Source organism: Streptomyces beijiangensis (assembly GCF_017315755.1).
GTDB lineage: Bacteria > Actinomycetota > Actinomycetes > Streptomycetales > Streptomycetaceae > Streptomyces > Streptomyces beijiangensis.
This window is the reverse complement of sequence record NZ_JAFLRJ010001717.1, coordinates 1-232: the sequence shown is the minus strand read 5'-3', so window position 1 is coordinate 232 and position 232 is coordinate 1. Positions and strand designations below refer to the sequence as shown.

General features: G+C 78.0%; 1 pseudogene. It reads right to left on the bottom strand.

The annotated features are described in order from the left end of the window. Positions 1-232, bottom strand: a pseudogene (locus J0695_RS45075) (bifunctional 3'-5' exonuclease/DNA polymerase); the annotation flags it as partial.

Genomic DNA, 232 nt, shown 5'->3' with positions numbered 1-232 from the left:
GCGCTGGGGTTCGAAGAGGGGCGACTGCGCGCCCGGCCCGGCCGAGCGCTGCGGCGGATCGGGTGGTACGGGGCCGCCGTGCAGCCGCGCCAGGGCGGCCGCGGCCGAACGGGGCTGCCCGTACCGACCCTCGTGGCCGAGCAGGAGAGTCTCGGCGGCCTCGCCGTCGTAGCACCGCTCCACTCGCACCCCCGTGGCGAGCAGGCGCGGATGGACCTCGGCGGTTGACCGC